This is a genomic window from Gilliamella sp. B3892 (assembly GCF_026536305.1).
Taxonomy (GTDB): Bacteria; Pseudomonadota; Gammaproteobacteria; order Enterobacterales; family Orbaceae; genus Gilliamella.
The window spans coordinates 54,977-72,688 of the sequence record NZ_JAFNOK010000009.1 but is presented as its reverse complement, the minus strand read 5'-3'; the positions used below and the strand labels follow the sequence as shown (position 1 = coordinate 72,688).

The following is a 17,712-nucleotide window of genomic DNA, read 5'->3' as shown; positions in this document are numbered from 1 at the left end:
ATAGTGTTAGTGATTTAAAGCCCTTAAAAACTCCTGCCTTGTACTTGGGTTGGTTTTAAATCCACCACCTAATGCCGTTGTGGTTGTCATGCTACTGGAATCTTTAATGCCTCTGGCTTTGACGCAATAGTGAGTTGCATCAATTGAGACCGCCACATTTACCGTCCCTAGTAAGGTTTGAAGAGCAACGAGTATTTGTTGAGTTAACCTTTCTTGTACTTGTGGGCGTGAGGCAAAAAATTCGACAATTCGGTTAATTTTGGATAAGCCGATAACTTTATCTTTCGGGATATAAGAGACGGTCGCTTTACCGTCAATTGTGACAAAATGGTGTTCACACACACTGGTTAAAGTGATATCACGAACGGTTATCATCTCGTCGACTTGCATTTTATTTTCAATCAACGTGATTTTCGGGAAATTCTCGTAATACAGTCCGGAAAAAATCTCATCGACATACATTTTAGAAACACGATGTGGCGTTTCGGCAAGACTGTCATCGGTCAGATCCAATTCCATTAACTGCATGATCTGGCGAAAATGCTCTTCGATTTTTGCCTTGCGTTCACTATTATCCATTGCTAAACGACAAGAAGGGGTTTCAAGATTTTTTGCTGCCAGTGCGGCTTTAACTTTTTGTGCAGCAATGCTTAATTCTGTCATGGCTAAATACTCGGACGAAAAAGATACCGTATTATATAACACTCGTTATTTAATATACAGTTTTTTACTTTGCGTTTTCTATTTAAACACCTTATTTACCCTAAACTTCTTTACACTATATTATCGTCAATAATGACAATATTATCGCTAATTGGGGTATACTGTTTGGTAACGTTTTTAATAAACTTGGGTAACTATAATGCCAAATAAAACACCAATCATTTTAATTGATGGATCTTCTTACCTTTACCGTGCTTTTTTTGCATGTCCGCCATTAACCAATGCCAAAGGTGAACCGACTGGGGCTATTTTTGGTGTGATTAATATGATTCGTAGCTTAATTAATCAATATAATCCTACCCATATTGCCGTTGTGTTTGATGCCAAAGGCGGATCGTTTAGAAACGAAATTTACAGTGAATATAAAGCCACTCGTGAAGCCATGCCGGAAAACTTGCGTCCGCAAATTGAGCCGATTCATACCATTTTAAAAGCCATGGGCTTGCCGTTACTTTGCATTGAAGGAGTAGAAGCTGATGATGTAATAGGTACACTGGCAAAACAGGCCGAAAAAGAAAATCTTCATGTGTTAATTAGCACCGGTGATAAAGATATGGCGCAGCTGGTCAGCGATAAAGTGACACTGATTAATACCATGAACAATACCTTGCTTGATCCAAAAGGTGTCATGGAAAAATTTGGTGTACCGCCCGAAAAGATTATCGACTATTTAGCCTTAAGGGGCGATTCATCGGATAATATCCCCGGTGTGCCAGGCGTGGGTGAAAAAACGGCACAAAGTTTATTAACTGAATTTAATAGCGTTAAAGATATCTATCAACGTTTAGATGACATTGAAAAGTTATCAATTCGTGGGGCGAAATCTTTAAAACAAAAACTGATCGACAACCAAAAAGAAGCCGAACTGTCCTATTTATTGGCTACGATCAAAACCGATGTGAAGTTAGATTTTTCTAATGAACAGCTTATCGCCGGTGATATTGATGTTAACGCTTTAAACGAACTATTTGCCTATTACGGCTTTCATCGCTGGCAAAAAGAGTTAATCTCCGGTAGCTTTTTAAAACAGCAAAAAGCATCGGCGGCGATTATCAGCAGTAATCTATCATTATTTGGGCAGGATGAATCGCCAGCGCAAACTAGATCGACCGATTATCAATGTATTTTAACCGAAGAGCAATTAGATAGCTGGATTGCAAAATTAACCAATAGCACGCAATTTGCCTTCGATACGGAAACCGATAATGTTGATCATGTGCATGCTAAATTAGTTGGAATTTCGTTAAGCGTCACCCCGCATCAAGCGGCCTATATTCCGCTTGCTCATCACTATCTAGGCGTACCAGAGCAGCTAGCGCTTGATAGTGTGCTGGCGAAATTAAAACCGGTATTAGAAAACCCCAATATTAAAAAAATTGCCCAAAATGCTAAGTTTGATTACAGCGTGCTGGCAAACTATGGCATTAAGGTGCAAGGTATCGCTTATGACACCATGCTTGAGTCGTATGTACTTAACAGTACCGAAAGGCACGATATGGACAGTTTAGCGAGCCGTTATTTAAATTATAAAACCATTACTTATAGTGAGCTGACTAAGCAAGATAAGAAACAACTGACAATTGATGCTATTGAGGTTGAAAAAACGACCCAGTATGCGGCGGAAGATGCCGATATAACTCTACAACTGCATGAAAAATTGTGGCCGGAACTGTCTAAAGAAGCAGAACTAACCAAGTTATTTACTGATATTGAAATGCCGTTAGCTATCGTATTGGCGGAAATGGAAAGAACCGGTGTTCTGGTGGATGCCAAACAGTTAAACGACTATTCACACGAACTGGCACAACAGTTAAAAGCAATTGAAGCAGAGCTACAATCGCTGGCCGGTGAAAAATTCAATCCGGCTTCACCAAAACAGATTCAAGCGATTTTGTTTGAAAAGCATCAACTGCCGGTATTGAAAAAAACGCCGAAAGGTGATCCGTCAACCAGTGAAGATGTGCTGAGCGAATTGGCAAATGAGTATGAGTTACCGCGCATGATTTTATTTTATCGTGGGCTTGCCAAACTGAAAAATACCTATACCGATAAATTGCCATTGATGATAAGTCCAATCGATCATCGTATTCATACCAATTATAATCAAATTGGTACTGTAACCGGTCGCTTATCATCAAACGATCCAAATTTGCAAAATATTCCGGTACGTAATGAAGAGGGGCGTCGAATTCGCCAAGCATTTATTGCACCAAAAGGCTATAAAATTATTTCGGCTGACTATTCGCAAATTGAACTGCGCATTATGGCGCATCTTTCACAAGATAAGAGCCTACTTAATGCTTTTGCCCATGATAAAGATATTCACCGGGTAACCGCCAGTGAAATTTTAAGTAAACCGGAATCCGAAGTGACATCAGAAGAGCGTCGACGCGCTAAAGCGGTCAATTTTGGATTGATTTACGGTATGAGTGCATTTGGTCTATCCAAACAGATAAATATCGCCCGTAAAGAAGCACAGTTTTATATCGATCGTTATTTTGAGCGTTATCCGGGTGTGCAAAACTATATGGAACAAACCCGCCAACTTGCTGCTCAGCAAGGGTACGTGCAAACGCTATCCGGCCGACGGTTATATCTTCCTAAAATCACCTCAACTAATGGCATTGAAAAACGTGCTGCCGAACGTGCGGCAATTAATGCTCCAATGCAAGGGACAGCAGCTGACATTATTAAAACCGCCATGATTAAAATGAGTGACTGGATAAAAAGTCAACCAAACGGCAATATTAATATGGTGATGCAAGTTCACGATGAATTAGTGTTTGAAGTGAAAGAGGAACTGGTTGATAACTATTGTTCTAAAATTAAATCAATCATGGAAAACTGTTATCAATTATCGGTACCTTTGAAAGTCGATGTCGGTATTGGTAATAACTGGGATGAGGCACATTAATTGTTGCTATCGTCAAGTTGTCAAAAAGTGGTGGTTTTATACTTAAACGCAGGGTAAATCTGAAACTTCTTGACAAAATAGTGATTGATTTTAAGCCGCTAACTGGCTATTGCTCAAACCCTTTAGCGTGTTAAAATAAACCACTAAACCAAATTTATATCAAAATGTTATTACTTTACCAATGTTGGTTGGTAAGTTTGATAAAAGGGCACTGATAACGATCATCGTTTTGGTGTTCTTTTTGTTATTATTAGGATTATTTCATGAAAATCAAAACCCGTTTCGCACCAAGTCCGACTGGTTATTTACACGTAGGTGGTGCACGTACTGCGCTTTATTCTTGGCTTTATACTCGTCATGCACAAGGTGCATTTGTGTTGCGTATTGAAGATACCGATCTCGAACGTTCAACGCCGGAAGCGATAGAAGCGATTATGGAAGGAATGAATTGGTTAAAATTATCATGGGATGAAGGCCCGTATTTCCAGACAAAACGTTTTGATCGTTATAATCAAGTTATTGACGAAATGTTAGCCAATGGGTCAGCTTATCGTTGTTATTGTTCAAAAGAGCGCCTTGAAAAGTTGCGTGAAGAGCAAATGGCGAAAGGCGAAAAAGCACGTTATGACGGCCATTGCCGTTGTGATGAAGTACAAAAACAACATAACCATAACGAGCCGCATGTTGTGCGTTTCGCTAATCCTGTTGACGGGGTTGTGGTGTTTAACGATCTTATTCGTGGCCCAATTGAAATTGCGAATAAAGAGCTTGATGATTTAATCATTCGCCGTACTGACGGTTCGCCAACTTATAATTTCTGTGTGGTGGTCGATGATTGGGATATGGAAATTACCCATGTGATTCGTGGTGAAGATCATATCAATAATACGCCTCGTCAAATTAATATACTTAAAGCTTTAGGGGCGCCGCTGCCTGAATATGGTCATGTTTCGATGATTTTAGGTGATGACGGGCAAAAATTATCTAAACGTCATGGTGCGGTGAGTGTGATGCAGTATCGTGATGACGGTTACCTACCGGAAGCCTTGTTAAATTATTTAGTCCGACTCGGCTGGTCACATGGCGACCAAGAGATATTTTCAGTACCTGAAATGGTTAGCTATTTTTCATTAGATGCGGTCAGTAAATCGGCCAGTGCTTTTAATACTGAAAAATTATTATGGTTAAATCACCACTATATTAATCATTTAGATGCTGATTATGTCGCACAGCACTTAATGTGGCACATCAATCAACAAGGTTATGATTTAACTCAAGGGCCGGATTTAATTACTATCATCAAATTATTTGGTGAGCGCTCAAAAACCCTTAAAGAAATGGCTGAAGCATGCCGCTATTGCTATCAAGATTTTGATGATTTTGATGCCGATGCTGCCAAAAAACATTTACGTCCGGTGGCAAAAGCACCATTAGAGCTGATTAAAACCAAAATTGCAGCGATTGCGGATTTTGATTGGCAAATCGATAAAATTCATCATGCTATTGAAGCAACCGCTAGCGAACTTGATATCGGTATGGGCAAAGTGGGTATGCCGTTACGTGTTGCAGTAACTGGCATCGGTCAATCACCGTCAGTGGATGCGACCGTGTTTGCCGTTGGTAAAAAACGGGCTTTAGCGAGAATTGATAAAGCACTGGCTTATATTGCACAACGGGAACAGGCTTAAGCATAATATTGATTGCCGGGTAAAAACCCCGGCAATTGGCTTTCTGGCAATATTGAGAGTTTACTTATGGCTCGTTTAAAAAAACGTTATTGGTTTTTACTAAGTTTTTTTCTTATTATCGGGCTGTTCATCATTGGCGGCTGGCAATATTGGATATCAATTAAGCAAAAATATGATATTGCGTTAGATTGGCAGGGACTCAATGTCAGTTTCGACGGTATATCATTTGAAGAAATCACCCTATCCCAACAAAAAACCACTATCGTAGCCAAAAACATAAATTTATCATTGGCGAAATTGTCTGTTAAAGATTTAAGTCTCTATTTGCCACAGGATGATGATCCAATAACGGCTGAGTCTACCGATAAACAGATAAGTGATAGCGAACAACCTCCGGAACAGTCCGGTTTGGATCTGGCAACGCTAGCAACCGTATTTTATTGGATGCCAACAACCATTCATGTTGATTCATTCAAACTCTACCAACAACATGTCCCGATTTTGGATATAAAGATTGATACCGTCAAACAGCAACAATCCCTTAAACTCGATATTTCAACAGATAAACCCTATTTAGCGTATTTGTCAGGTAATTTGCTGTTGAACCAAACCGATTCACATTTAGAAATTCAGCAGGGACTTTTTACTACCACATTAAATCAATTAGGTATTGAAAATGGCAATATCACGCTACCTTTCTCCGCAACAATTAGCCAAGATCAAGTCACTTTAACGAACTTAGATAATGGATCGGTGAGTGTCAAAAAAGCGCAGTTGACTGAGGATTTAATGGTTAATGATTTAACCGGTAGTTTACAGTTTAAAATACAGTTCCCTTTGTTATTTGAATTAAATCAACTGTCTGCAACAGGTCAATTAGCTATCCATAAAGCCAATGGAATTTATAAAAACAGTGATATTAAATCAGTCAGTGGCGCAGTAAATTTATCGCTGAAAAATAATCAATTTAATGTATCAACCTCCGCATTGAACATTCAGGAAGTCAATTTAGGGGTTATTTTCCAAAAAATAAAATTAGCCGGTCAATATTCTGCTTCTTTAAATTCACCCAGTAAAGGTTTGGTAACATGGACAAAAGCACAAGCGGCGCTCTTTTCCGGAACGTTGTTGCTTGACGCCGGTAAATTGAATTTAGCTAAATTGCCCCAACAATTAAAATTAAGATTAAAAAATATTCAGTTACAAGATGTTTTTACTCAGTATCCAGCGGAAGGTTTAGACGCTAAAGGGACGATTGAGGGGTATTTACCAATCACACTATTAACAGTGAAAAACAACGGTAAAAACAGTTTAGGCATAGTGATTAAAAATGGAGAATTAACCACCGTCAATGACGGCTATTTACGCTTTGACAATGCGACACTAAAAGAGTATGCACAAGCTAACCCAAATATTAAAATACTCACTGATATTATTAAAAATTTTCATTATACTAAGCTAGCCGGAACAGTTTATTATAGCAATGGAATCGCCAAATTAGGTTTAAATATTCAAGGGAATAATTTAGATGCTGAAAATGGTAAAGCGTTAAATTTAAATCTCAATCTGGAAGAAAATGTCGCTAACTTGCTAATGAGTATGCAACTGTCCGATCAAATTAGCGAACCTATTCGTAAGCGAATTGAAGCGCATTTAAATAAGAAGCGGTGATCAATTAAGAGGATATTCTATGCTAAAAGGTGTGATAGCTATTATGTTAGGAAGTTTTATATTAATCGGATGTTCGCCAACGGTAAAAGTGCAAGCGCCGAGTGAGCCGATTAATATCAATTTAAATGTTAAGATTGATCATGAAATCAATATCAAAGTCGATAAAGCGCTAGATAATATGATTAATAAATCCGGGTTATATTAAAAAGTACGTCTTACTCTTTATTATCCTTGATGAAGGAAAACCCAAACCCATACTTATTGCTACAATAAATAGTAGCGAAAAATTTTTTATTACACATATTTAACTCATTTCAATATGATGTATTTATCAGGGGGAACTGTTATGAAGATTTTTAAAAAAGCAACGATAGTATTATTATCGGCTATTTTATCTTTTCCGGTATTGGCGTTAACGTTAGATCAAGCCATGAGCTCGTTAAGCCAAGCAAAAGCTAATGGTTTAGTAGGTGAACAAGCCGACGGCTACTTAGGCGTAGTTAAAAATGAAGGTGAGGCAAGTCAAATTGCGCAGTTAATTAATCAGGCTCGTAAAGCACAATATCAAAAAGTTGCCGGTGAAACCAATGTGTCGTTAACCGAAGTGCAAAACCGAGCGGGCAGTAAAGCGCAAGAAAAAACGCCAGCCGGTCAATATATCAAACAACAAGGTCAGTGGATAAAGAAATAATCTTAATCTTTTTCAGTGATAGGAAAAGTATAATGACATAATACTTTAATTATGTATAAATTATGTGTATTGTGTTACTTTAGCGAATTATTCGCAACAATTTATTAAAAAGCTTGGCACCCAATAATGTGTGCTAAGTTTTAAATGTAACGTTAGTTTTTACTTGTAAATAGTATCGCTTTAGCGATTTTAAATGGAGAAATTCAATGTGTTCGATTTTAGGTATTCTTGATATTAAATCAGATCCGGAACAACTACGAACAAAAGCATTAGAACTATCAAGTCTACAGCGTCATCGTGGCCCTGATTGGTCTGGTATTTTTGCTTCTGATAAAGCTATTCTTGCTCATGAACGTTTATCAATTGTTGATGTTAATACAGGATCTCAGCCACTTTATAATAAAGATAAGACTTTAGTATTAGCAGTTAATGGCGAAATTTATAATCATCAAGAACTCCGAAATCAGTACAAAGATCGTTATGAGTTTCAAACCGGCTCAGACTGTGAAGTTATCTTAGCGCTATATCAAGAAAAAGGTATTGATTGCCTTGATGACTTACAAGGTATGTTTGCTTTTATTCTTTATGATATTAACAAAGGCACTTATTTTATTGGTCGTGACCATATTGGTATCATCCCAATGTATATGGGTCATGATGAAAACGGCACATTTTACGTTGCTTCTGAAATGAAAGCGTTAGTACCGGTGTGTAAAACCATTGAAGCATTTCCGCCGGGATGTTATCTATCAAGCACTGAAGGTGAAATCAAAACCTATTATAAACGTGATTGGATGGATTATGAAAACGTTAAGGATAATAAAACCGATATCAATGCACTACGAATTGCGTTAGAAGAGTCTGTTAAGAGTCATCTTATGTCAGATGTGCCATACGGCGTTTTATTATCCGGTGGGCTTGATTCTTCGGTGATTTCGGCTATTACCAAAAAATTCTCAGCACGTCGTGTTGAAGATCATGAAAAATCTGAAGCTTGGTGGCCACAATTGCACTCTTTTGCCGTAGGTTTAAAAGGGGCGCCAGATCTTAAAGCTGCGCAAGCGGTTGCCGATCATCTTGGTACAGTTCACCACGAAATCAACTTTACCATTCAAGAAGGTATCGATGCTATTCGTGATGTGATTTATTACATTGAAACTTATGATGTCACAACTATCCGTGCTTCAACACCAATGTATCTAATGGCGAGAAAGATTAAAGCCATGGGGATTAAAATGGTGTTATCCGGTGAAGGTGCTGATGAAGTGTTTGGTGGTTACCTCTATTTCCATAAAGCGCCAAATGCTAAAGAGTTCCATGAAGAGACAGTACGAAAATTAGCCGCTCTTCATATGTATGACTGTGCACGTGCTAATAAAGCAATGGCAGCATGGGGCGTTGAAGCTCGTGTACCATTCCTTGATAAGAAATTCTTAGATGTGGCAATGCGCATTAATCCAAAAGATAAAATGTGCGGTAGCAACGGCAAAATGGAAAAACATATTGTCCGTGAAGCATTTGAATCTTATTTACCGGCATCTGTGGTTTGGCGTCAAAAAGAGCAATTCTCTGACGGTGTTGGCTATAGCTGGATCGATACTTTAAAAGAGATTGCGGAAAGTAAAATCACTGATCAGCAGTTAGAAAACGCAAAATTCCGTTTTCCTTACAATACACCGACTTCTAAAGAAGCTTATATGTACCGTGAAATTTTTGATGAATTATTCCCGGTTGAAAGCGCAGCGCATTGTGTACCGGGTGGTCCGACCGTTGCTTGCTCGACAGCCAAAGCGATCGAATGGGATGAGTCATTTAAAAATTTAAATGATCCTTCAGGTCGTGCAGCGGTAGGTGTTCATAACGACGCTTATAAAAAATAATTAGCTTACGCTTTAATGATTAATAAAAAACGGGGAATTTTCCCCGTTTTTTGTTGCTCACATACTGCCTATGTTTGACAGTTTGAATTAATGTGCAGCGCCTTTTGGTGCGCCGATAGGTAAAATAGTGCGTCCGTATTGTTCGTTAAGCACTTCTGCCATAGCAAGGTAGATAGCGCTTGCGCCACAAATAATACCTTCAAACCCGGCAACATGGATAATGTCGTGATTACCGGAAATGTTACCAATTGCTAACAGCGCAAATAAAAGCGTTAAGCTGGCAAAAACAAATTGTAATACACGATTACCTTTTAATGTGCCGATAAACATAAAGCCGGTAAAAATGCCCCATAAAGCAAGGAAGATTCCGACAAAAGTTGCATCGGTCGGTGCAGTTGCTGGCGAAGTTGGTAAATACCAAATGCCAACTAGTGCAATCCAGAAGAAACCGTATGACGTAAAAGCAGTGGTGCCAAATGTGTTACCTTTGCGGAATTCTAAAATGCCGGCAATGACTTGTGCCAGTCCACCATAAAAAATACCCATTGACACAATTGCCGTCATAACAGGAAAAAATCCTGCATTATGAATATTTAATAAAATTGTGGTCATACCAAATCCCATTAGTCCAAGTGGGCCAGGATTGGCAAGTTTTGTTTGTTCCATAAAGATCCTTTAACTAATAATCATAATAAAAAAGAGCGGCAATAATAAGTGTTGAAAAGCGGAGAATCAAGATTTAAAGAAAAATAATTTTTTTTCCCCCTTGATATTAAAAATTACGTTCCCATTTAAGTGGAAACAAAATTATTTCTTTGTGAAAATTAAGGGCTTGAAAATCCATATTTCAGACTTATATACAAAGAATAAAATACAGGTTTTGAGGAGAATAGATTATGGGTAAAATTATTGGTATCGATTTAGGTACAACAAATTCATGTGTAGCAGTAATGGATAACGGTCAGGCTAAAGTATTAGAAAATGCCGAAGGCGATCGCACAACCCCTTCCATTATTGCCTATACGCAAGATGGCGAAATTCTAGTTGGTCAACCGGCTAAACGCCAAGCAGTAACCAATCCACAAAATACATTATTTGCCATTAAACGTTTAATTGGTCGTCGTTTTGAAGATGCCGAAGTGCAACGTGATGTTGGTATTATGCCATATAAAATTGTTAAAGCTGACAACGGCGATGCATGGGTAGAAGTAAAAGGCCAAAAAATTGCTCCACCACAAATTTCTGCTGAAGTATTAAAGAAAATGAAGAAAACAGCAGAAGATTATCTTGGTGAACCAGTAACCGAAGCTGTCATTACTGTTCCGGCATATTTTAATGACGCACAACGTCAAGCAACCAAAGATGCTGGTCGTATTGCCGGTTTAGATGTTAAACGTATTATCAACGAACCAACAGCTGCAGCATTAGCTTATGGTTTAGATAAAGATGTTGGTAATCGCACCATTGCCGTTTATGACTTAGGTGGTGGTACATTTGATATTTCAATCATCGAAATTGATGATGTTGACGGTGAAAAAACTTTCGAAGTATTAGCAACCAATGGTGATACTCACTTAGGTGGTGAAGACTTTGACTCACGCTTAATTAACTATTTAGTTGATGAGTTTAAACGTGAACAAGGTTTCGATCTTAAAAATGATCCACTTGCAATGCAACGTTTAAAAGAAGCGGCTGAAAAAGCGAAAATTGAATTATCATCAGCACAACAAACTGATATTAACTTACCTTATATCACTGCTGATGCATCTGGCCCTAAACACTTAAATATCAAAGTGACTCGCGCTAAATTAGAATCTTTAGTTGAAGATTTAGTTAAACGCTCAATGGAACCAGTGAAAACAGCATTACAAGATGCCGGTCTTTCTGTTTCTGATATTAAAGATGTCATTTTAGTGGGTGGTCAAACCCGTATGCCAATGGTGCAAAAAGCGGTTGCTGACTTCTTTGGTAAAGAACCTCGTAAAGACGTTAACCCGGATGAAGCAGTTGCAGTTGGTGCGGCAGTACAAGGTGGTGTGTTAGGTGGTGATGTTAAAGATGTATTATTACTTGACGTAACCCCATTATCATTAGGTATTGAAACAATGGGTGGTGTGATGACTACCTTGATTGAGAAAAATACGACTATCCCAACTAAACATAGTCAAGTGTTCTCAACAGCTGAAGATAATCAATCTGCGGTAACCATTCATGTGTTACAAGGTGAGCGTAAACGTGCAAGCGATAATAAATCATTAGGTCAATTTAACCTTGATGGTATTCAAGCGGCACCACGTGGTATGCCACAAATTGAAGTAACTTTTGATATTGATGCCGACGGTATCTTACATGTTTCTGCGAAAGATAAAAACACCGGACGTGAACAAAACATTACCATTAAAGCTTCTTCTGGTTTAAGCGAAGAAGAAATCCAAAAAATGGTTAATGATGCCGAAGCAAATGCTGATGCTGACCGTAAGTTTGAAGAGCTAGCTCAAGTTCGTAATCAAGCGGATCATCTTGTTCACTCAACTCGTAAACAAGTTACTGAAGCAGGCGATCAATTACCGGCAGCGGATAAAACAGCTATCGAAGAAGCAGTAACTGCATTAGAAACTGCAGCTCGTGGTGAAGATAAAGCTGAAATTGAAGCGAAAATCAATGCATTAATGGAAGCATCGAAAAAGTTACTTGAAATTGCACAACAACAAGCGCAAGCTGACCAAGGTGCACAAGCAAGTAGCGCTAGTGATGCTGGTCAAGATGATGTTGTTGATGCGGACTTCAAAGAAGTTGATGATGATAAAAAATAAGCATTAACAACGATGTTTTTTAATGAGTTATTTCAACGAGTTATAAACATGTAACTTACTAAACGGGCGCGAGGTAACTCAAGCCCGTTTAGTTGTTTTTGCAAGAAAAATTAAGGTTAATTATGGCGAAGAAAGATTATTATGAAACATTAGGCGTAAGTAAAAGCGCAACTGAAGCTGAGATAAAAAAAGCCTATAAACGCCTAGCCATGAAATATCATCCTGATAAAAATCAGGACAATAAAGCCGAAGCTGAAGCAAAATTCAAAGAAGTTAAAGAAGCTTATGAAGTATTGACCGACGCACAAAAGAAAGCCGCTTATGATCAATATGGACATGCCGCTTTTGAGCAAGGTTTTGGTGGCGGCGGTGCTGGCGCAGGTGGATTTGGTGGCTTTAGTGGTTTTGGCGGTGGATCGGCATTTGATGATATTTTTAGTGACTTCTTCGGCGGTGGTCGTGGGCGTGCGCAAAGCCCTTCAAGAGGTGCAGATTTACAATATAATATCACCCTAACATTAGAAGAAGCAGCAAGTGGCGTAAGTAAAGAGATCAAAGTACCGACTTGGGTGACCTGTAGTGTTTGTCATGGACAAGGTACTGAAAAAGCCTCTGATGTGGTTACTTGTGATACCTGTCATGGTGCTGGCGTTGTTCAAATGCGTCAAGGCTTTTTTGCGGTACAGCAAGAGTGTCCAACCTGTCATGGCCGTGGTAAAGTAGTGAAAAATCCATGTAAGAAATGTCATGGTGAAGGTCGAGTTCAGAAAACCAAAACATTATCTGTCACTATTCCGGCCGGTGTTGACACTGGTAACCGTATCCGTCTTTCTGGTGAAGGCGAGGCAGGGTTAAATGGTGCGCCAGCAGGTGATTTATATGTTCAAGTGCAGGTAAAACCTCACGGAATTTTTGAACGAGATGGCACAAATCTACATTGTGAGATTCCAATTAATATTGTTTTAGCGTCGTTAGGTGGGGAAGTTGAAGTACCTACATTAAATGGTAAAGTGAGCTTAACCATTCCGGCTGAAACTCAAACAGGTAAAATGTTCCGTTTACGTGGTAAAGGTATTAAATCATTACGTGGTAATTCTGTTGGTGATTTATACTGTCATGTTGTGGTTGAAACACCGGTTAACCTCACCGGTAAACAAAAAGAGTTACTCAAAGAGCTTGGCGAAAGTTTGAAAGCGGATAAAAATGCCAAACACAGCCCAAAAGAAAAAAGCTTTTTTGATAAAGTTAAAAAGTTTTTTGGATAAGAAAATATCACTCAATAGCGAAGCAGGGTTATCTGCTTCGCTATTTTTTTGACACCCAAATAAGACTAAAAGATATAGCGACGCAAGTCGTACAACAGATACTCAATCAAAATTTATCCGTAAATATTGAATGTAAATATGATCCGACTTGGTCGCAGTATTTAACTTGGGTGAAATAGTTTATAAAAACTTAATTGAAAGTAAAAAAACCCAGCAAAGCTGGGCAAGATGGGTTTAATGTTTAATTTTATTTATTGTCATTTAGAACTAAATTTTAGTTGTAAAAGTACGAGCAATAACGTCACGTTGTTGTTCTGCAGTTAAAGAGTTAAAACGTACTGCATAACCAGAAACACGAATAGTTAATTGAGGATATTTTTCCGGATGTTGCACAGCATCTTCTAATGTTTCACGACGAAGTACGTTAACATTTAAGTGTTGGCCACCTTCAACTTTAATTGTTGGTGCGACATCTAATGGAATTTCACGATATTCGAATTGACCAAGTTCAGCTGTTGGAATGACTTGATCTTCTTTGTAAACAGATTTAGCAGCAACACAACGTGCTTCTTTAGTTGAATCATCTAATAACCAGAAAGAGTTTAATAGTGCTGCATTGTCTGCTTTAGTGATTTGGATACCTGTAATCATTTTAAATCCTCCTAACGGACGTTATTGTCCTGAATAATTGATTGTAATATAGCACTTTAAAAAATTGATTAAAGTCAAAAAAAGCTATCAATTTGATAAGCAATACCTTAGATCACTTTTTAGTCAGGTAATCAATAAAACGGATTGTAATATTTTATAAATGATTTGGGTATCAATATGTTAGATAAACATGTTCGGTTTAGAAATAGATCGCTTTTTATCCAGCCTTAATAATCAGCCTAAAATGCAGGTAAACTTGAAGTTGGCCGCTAGTCTTTGCTACTCAATAGATTGTTATTAATGACAATCACTCAATCAACATACCATTCTATTTGATATAAATCGCCTGATATAGAGGCAAACTATTTTTACTTCACACTTTTACTACTGATGAATAGCTGGAGTAAATTTGCTTTACTGAAATAAAATTTAAATTATTGTTTCATAAATTTTTTTGCCGAATGAAATTTATTTGATAAAAAAAGAATATTTGTGAACAACATCACGTCGACTTTTAAATTTTTGCCATTTTTAAAAAAAGTTGGCAGTGACGTTAAAGTGTCAAAGCAACACCCACCCTAGACTAACTTGAGCATCTAAAAGAGATGTTGATCTTGAGCAGTAGTTAGATAAAAAGTGGTGGTAAGATGAAAAATAGAGTGATTGGTTTAAAAAATTATCTGGCTTATGGCGCCGGTGATTTTTTAGGAGCGGGTACTACGGCATTAACGGCGGTATGGTTGTTATATTTTTATACCAATTTTTGTGGGTTAACGCCGATTGAAGCGACATTTATTTTTGCAGCAGCAAGAGTACTTGATGCGGTTATTAGCCCATTAATGGGGTATTTAACCGATAACTTTGGGCGCACACGTTTAGGACAACGTTTTGGGCGTCGTAAATTCTTTATTTTACTCGGTATTCCACTTATTTTTAGTTATAGCGTAATGTGGGCGCCGGGTATGAATTATCTCTATTACTTATTCACTTATCTCTTTTTTGATATGGTTTATACCATGGTGCTGGTGCCTTATGAAACCCTTGTGCCAGAGATGACCGATGATTTTAAACAAAAAACTAAGTTTTCAGGGGCAAGAATTTCAATGGCGCAGTTATCTGCCATTTTAGCTGGTTTCTTACCGGGAGTTTTACTCAATTACTTTGGTAAAGATAATGCAATATCCTTCTTTTATGCCAGCTTAGTGTTTTCTATTCTATGCTCATTTGCGCTTTGCATGGTGTACTTGTTTACCTGGGAAAGACCAACAGCGCTTAAATCCAAAGAAGCGTTGCAAGCCGAACAAGAGGCCGCCTCCTTGTCTTTTAAAGAAAGTATTTCTCATTTAATTATTGAACTGCTATCCACTTTCAAAATAAAAATATTTAGGCAGCATCTTGGAATGTATTTGGGTGGCTATATTGCTCAAGACGTCTTTAATGCTGTGTTTACTTATTATGTCATTTTTGTGCTATTACAAGAGCCGACCGTTGCCTCTACGCTAATTGGGACAATGTCCATTACGCAGTTTATTGCCGTGCTGTGTATGATGCCGTTGTGTATTAAATATGGCCCTGCGCCGGCTTATCGTGGTGTCGTGGCTATTTTTGGTATGAGTTGCTTAGCTTATGGGATTATTTGGTATTACAACTTAAGTCATATTCATACACTGTTAATTACCGTTTCAGCTATTGCAGGATTAGGGCGTGGCGGGATTAATTATGTTCCTTGGAATATCTATACCTATATTTCTGATGTCGATGAAATCATCACCGGTAAGCGTCGAGAAGGTATCTTTGCTGGTGTAATGACATTTACCCGTAAAGCCTCGCAGGCTGGCGCAGTGATGTTAATTGGTGTCTGTTTACAGTGGTCTGGTTTTGTCAGTGGGCAAAACCAACAGCCGCCAGCGGTATCGCAAACGATTTTATTGTTATTAGTAGCCGGGACTATCTTGGTTTTAACACTTGGCTTTTTAATTTCTTTGAAATTTAAATTGAATCTAAAAACTCACAAAATATTAATTGATGAAATTAACAATATCAAAGGTATTGGCTCTCAGAGTGAAAAAAGAGTCAGTGATGAAGGTAAGCCGGTAGTTGAAATGTTAACGGGTATGCCTGTCACTAAGCTTTGGGGCAATAATAATATTGGTTATAAACGTAAATAGCGTTATTGGTTTTTATATGAGTTTGATTAGAGGTAAACAAAACATGCAGATATTTCCTGTAAAACATAGCAAATTACTGTGTAAGCCCGAACATTTAATTGCTCGAGCTGATTTAGAAAAGTTGATTAAAAAGATTGTGAATAATCTGATTAATATTAAAGATGAGACAGGTGAATTTCTTCTTCGCTTAGATGACGGTCGAGTGATTGACACTAAAGGGTGGAATGGCTGGGAGTGGACGCATGGCATTGGTCTTTATGGTATGTATCAATTTTACCAACAAACTGGCGATAAATCGACACTTGCTATTATTGATGACTGGTTTAAACAGCGTTTATCCGAAGGAACTCCAACGAAGAACGTCAATACCGTGTGTCCATTTTTAACCTTAGCTTATCGTTATCAAGAGACGCAAAATCCGGTATTTTTACCTTATTTAGAGTGTTGGGCAGATTGGGTTATGTATCAAATGCCTCGGACTAAGTTTGGTGGCTTGCAACATATTGTTTATAACAGTGAAAATCATCAACAACTTTGGGATGACACCTTGATGATGAGCGTATTGCCAATTGCCAAAATTGGCAAACTGCTTAATAAACCTGAATATATTCAAGAAGCAATCTATCAAATATTAATCCACGTTCAATATTTAATGGATCGTCAAACAGGGCTTTGGTTTCATGGTTGGAGTTTTGAAGGTAACCATAACTTTGCAAAAGCAAGGTGGGCAAGGGGTAACAGTTGGCTAACTATTGTTATTCCGGAATTTATTGAGCTACTCGATCTGACTATTGATGATCCTGTTCGAAGATTATTAATTGAGGTGTTAAATGCTCAAGTAGAAGCACTCGCTAAATACCAAGATGAAAGTGGCTTATGGCATACAATTATTGATGATCCTAATTCCTATTTAGAAACATCGGCGACAGCTGGTTTTACTTATGGAATATTAAAATCGATCAGGAAACGCTATATCGCTGATGACTATAAGCTCATGGCAGAAAAAGCCATTAAAGGGGTCATGGCAAATATCAATGATGAAGGTACTTTGTTAAATGTTTCGTTTGGTACCGCCATGGGTCATAATTTGGATTATTATAAAAATATTCCACTAACTTCAATGCCATATGGGCAATCAATGGCAATTTTATGTTTGACTGAATATTTAAGGGTTTTTATTTAATTTTAACAATATTGATTAGCATTAGGCTTATTATTATTTTTAGGTATAATTAGGGGGATGAGCAA

Annotated in this window: 13 protein-coding genes; 10 read left to right on the top strand and 3 right to left on the bottom strand. The window is 37.9% G+C overall.

The window, feature by feature from the left end; translation table 11 throughout:
* Positions 1 to 6: 6 nt before the first annotated feature.
* Complete coding sequence (gene folE / locus J3U74_RS09500; protein ID WP_220218542.1) at positions 7 to 663, bottom strand: GTP cyclohydrolase I FolE; 657 nt, start codon at positions 661 to 663, stop codon at positions 7 to 9.
* 199 nt (positions 664 to 862) lie between these two features.
* Here folE and polA point away from each other — a divergent pair, with 199 nt between their 5' ends.
* The 6 genes from polA to asnB all read left to right on the top strand — a co-directional run bounded on the left by polA (position 863) and on the right by asnB (position 9,567).
* Entirely contained in the window at positions 863 to 3,637 is a 2,775-nt protein-coding gene (gene polA, locus J3U74_RS09495; RefSeq protein ID WP_267338001.1) for a DNA polymerase I, read from the top strand.
* A 263-nt stretch (positions 3,638 to 3,900) separates the two neighbouring features.
* Positions 3,901 to 5,325: a glutamate--tRNA ligase gene (gene gltX / locus J3U74_RS09490; RefSeq protein ID WP_267338002.1), complete on the top strand. Its 1,425-nt coding sequence runs from the start codon at positions 3,901 to 3,903 to the stop codon at positions 5,323 to 5,325.
* 66 nt (positions 5,326 to 5,391) lie between these two features.
* Positions 5,392 to 6,996, top strand: coding sequence for an intermembrane phospholipid transport protein YdbH family protein (locus tag J3U74_RS09485; protein ID WP_267338003.1), 1,605 nt, complete (start codon positions 5,392 to 5,394; stop codon positions 6,994 to 6,996).
* A gap of 19 nt (positions 6,997 to 7,015) precedes the next feature.
* Complete coding sequence (locus J3U74_RS09480) at positions 7,016 to 7,201, top strand: YnbE family lipoprotein (protein WP_220218546.1); 186 nt, start codon at positions 7,016 to 7,018, stop codon at positions 7,199 to 7,201.
* Positions 7,202 to 7,342: 141 nt separating this feature from the next.
* Positions 7,343 to 7,687 (top strand): YdbL family protein, encoded by a 345-nt coding sequence (locus J3U74_RS09475; protein WP_220218547.1) that lies wholly within the window; start codon positions 7,343 to 7,345, stop codon positions 7,685 to 7,687.
* 206 nt (positions 7,688 to 7,893) lie between these two features.
* On the top strand, positions 7,894 to 9,567 hold the full coding sequence (gene asnB, locus J3U74_RS09470) for an asparagine synthase B (protein WP_220218548.1): 1,674 nt from the start codon (positions 7,894 to 7,896) through the stop codon (positions 9,565 to 9,567).
* Between the two features lie 87 nt (positions 9,568 to 9,654).
* Here asnB and satP read toward each other — a convergent pair whose 3' ends face one another.
* The gene (gene satP, locus J3U74_RS09465) at positions 9,655 to 10,233 is read right to left on the bottom strand and encodes an acetate uptake transporter (RefSeq protein ID WP_220218549.1); all 579 of its coding nucleotides are present in this window, start codon (positions 10,231 to 10,233) and stop codon (positions 9,655 to 9,657) included.
* Between the two features lie 230 nt (positions 10,234 to 10,463).
* On the opposite strand from satP, the gene dnaK reads away from it, so the two are divergent.
* Together dnaK and dnaJ are read left to right on the top strand one after the other, a co-directional pair.
* The gene (gene dnaK / locus J3U74_RS09460) at positions 10,464 to 12,380 is read left to right on the top strand and encodes a molecular chaperone DnaK (protein ID WP_220218550.1); all 1,917 of its coding nucleotides are present in this window, start codon (positions 10,464 to 10,466) and stop codon (positions 12,378 to 12,380) included.
* Positions 12,381 to 12,502: 122 nt separating this feature from the next.
* Positions 12,503 to 13,645: a molecular chaperone DnaJ gene (dnaJ, locus tag J3U74_RS09455; RefSeq protein WP_267338004.1), complete on the top strand. Its 1,143-nt coding sequence runs from the start codon at positions 12,503 to 12,505 to the stop codon at positions 13,643 to 13,645.
* A 267-nt stretch (positions 13,646 to 13,912) separates the two neighbouring features.
* On the opposite strand, the gene grcA is transcribed toward dnaJ, so the two are convergent.
* Positions 13,913 to 14,296 (bottom strand): autonomous glycyl radical cofactor GrcA, encoded by a 384-nt coding sequence (grcA, locus tag J3U74_RS09450; RefSeq protein WP_220218552.1) that lies wholly within the window; start codon positions 14,294 to 14,296, stop codon positions 13,913 to 13,915.
* A gap of 647 nt (positions 14,297 to 14,943) precedes the next feature.
* Between grcA and J3U74_RS09445 the strand changes: the two genes are divergently transcribed.
* Complete coding sequence (locus J3U74_RS09445; RefSeq protein WP_267336490.1) at positions 14,944 to 16,464, top strand: MFS transporter; 1,521 nt, start codon at positions 14,944 to 14,946, stop codon at positions 16,462 to 16,464.
* 43 nt (positions 16,465 to 16,507) lie between these two features.
* The gene (locus J3U74_RS09440) at positions 16,508 to 17,647 is read left to right on the top strand and encodes a glycoside hydrolase family 88/105 protein (RefSeq protein ID WP_267338005.1); all 1,140 of its coding nucleotides are present in this window, start codon (positions 16,508 to 16,510) and stop codon (positions 17,645 to 17,647) included.
* The last annotated feature ends 65 nt before the right edge of the window (positions 17,648 to 17,712 follow it).

Excerpts from the sequence above, each read along its gene's own strand:
- grcA (WP_220218552.1), bottom strand. The coding sequence starts at position 14,296 with ATGATTACAGGTATCCAAATCACTAAAGCAGACAATGCAGCACTATTA.
- asnB (WP_220218548.1), top strand. The coding sequence starts at position 7,894 with ATGTGTTCGATTTTAGGTATTCTTGATATTAAATCAGATCCGGAACAA.
- dnaK (WP_220218550.1), top strand. The coding sequence starts at position 10,464 with ATGGGTAAAATTATTGGTATCGATTTAGGTACAACAAATTCATGTGTA.
- J3U74_RS09440 (WP_267338005.1), top strand. The coding sequence starts at position 16,508 with ATGCAGATATTTCCTGTAAAACATAGCAAATTACTGTGTAAGCCCGAA.
- J3U74_RS09445 (WP_267336490.1), top strand. The coding sequence starts at position 14,944 with ATGAAAAATAGAGTGATTGGTTTAAAAAATTATCTGGCTTATGGCGCC.
- J3U74_RS09480 (WP_220218546.1), top strand. The coding sequence starts at position 7,016 with ATGCTAAAAGGTGTGATAGCTATTATGTTAGGAAGTTTTATATTAATC.
- satP (WP_220218549.1), bottom strand. The coding sequence starts at position 10,233 with ATGGAACAAACAAAACTTGCCAATCCTGGCCCACTTGGACTAATGGGA.
- J3U74_RS09475 (WP_220218547.1), top strand. The coding sequence starts at position 7,343 with ATGAAGATTTTTAAAAAAGCAACGATAGTATTATTATCGGCTATTTTA.
- J3U74_RS09485 (WP_267338003.1), top strand. The coding sequence starts at position 5,392 with ATGGCTCGTTTAAAAAAACGTTATTGGTTTTTACTAAGTTTTTTTCTT.
- dnaJ (WP_267338004.1), top strand. The coding sequence starts at position 12,503 with ATGGCGAAGAAAGATTATTATGAAACATTAGGCGTAAGTAAAAGCGCA.
- gltX (WP_267338002.1), top strand. The coding sequence starts at position 3,901 with ATGAAAATCAAAACCCGTTTCGCACCAAGTCCGACTGGTTATTTACAC.
- folE (WP_220218542.1), bottom strand. The coding sequence starts at position 663 with ATGACAGAATTAAGCATTGCTGCACAAAAAGTTAAAGCCGCACTGGCA.
- polA (WP_267338001.1), top strand. The coding sequence starts at position 863 with ATGCCAAATAAAACACCAATCATTTTAATTGATGGATCTTCTTACCTT.